The 310-nt window shown below is 75.2% G+C and carries 1 pseudogene; it reads right to left on the bottom strand.

The annotated features are described in order from the left end of the window. Positions 1–262, bottom strand: a pseudogene (locus MKK75_RS30930) (glycoside hydrolase family 19 protein); the annotation flags it as partial. Between the last annotated feature and the right edge of the window lie 48 nt (positions 263–310).

Here is a 310-nt window from a genome sequence, read left to right as displayed (position 1 = left end):
CGAAGCCGGCCGCGCGGTAGTTCGCCCGGCCGGTGGTCTGCAGCGCGCCGCCGCCGCGGCAGCGCCAGCCGTAGCCGCGCCGGGTGTGCCCGACGCCCGGACCGCCACCCTCGACCTTCTCGGCTCGAGCCCTCGGCTTACCGGCGGCGGGCCGCGCGCATGCGAGCGCGTGAGCGCGCTTCGGCCAGACCGGACACAGGCGCTCGGCCGTGTAGAACCGCCTCTCCTCGACTTGGGTCACGCCGCCGGTCGCGTTGGCCACCAAGCACCAGGCGTGACCCCACCTTTCCGTCTGCGATCACGTGGCCTC

The sequence above is a fragment of the Methylobacterium sp. J-030 genome, assembly GCF_022829545.1.
Taxonomy (GTDB): Bacteria; Pseudomonadota; Alphaproteobacteria; order Rhizobiales; family Beijerinckiaceae; genus Methylobacterium.
Note: the sequence above shows the minus strand (reverse complement) of the source record. Positions and strands in the feature narration are given on the sequence as shown.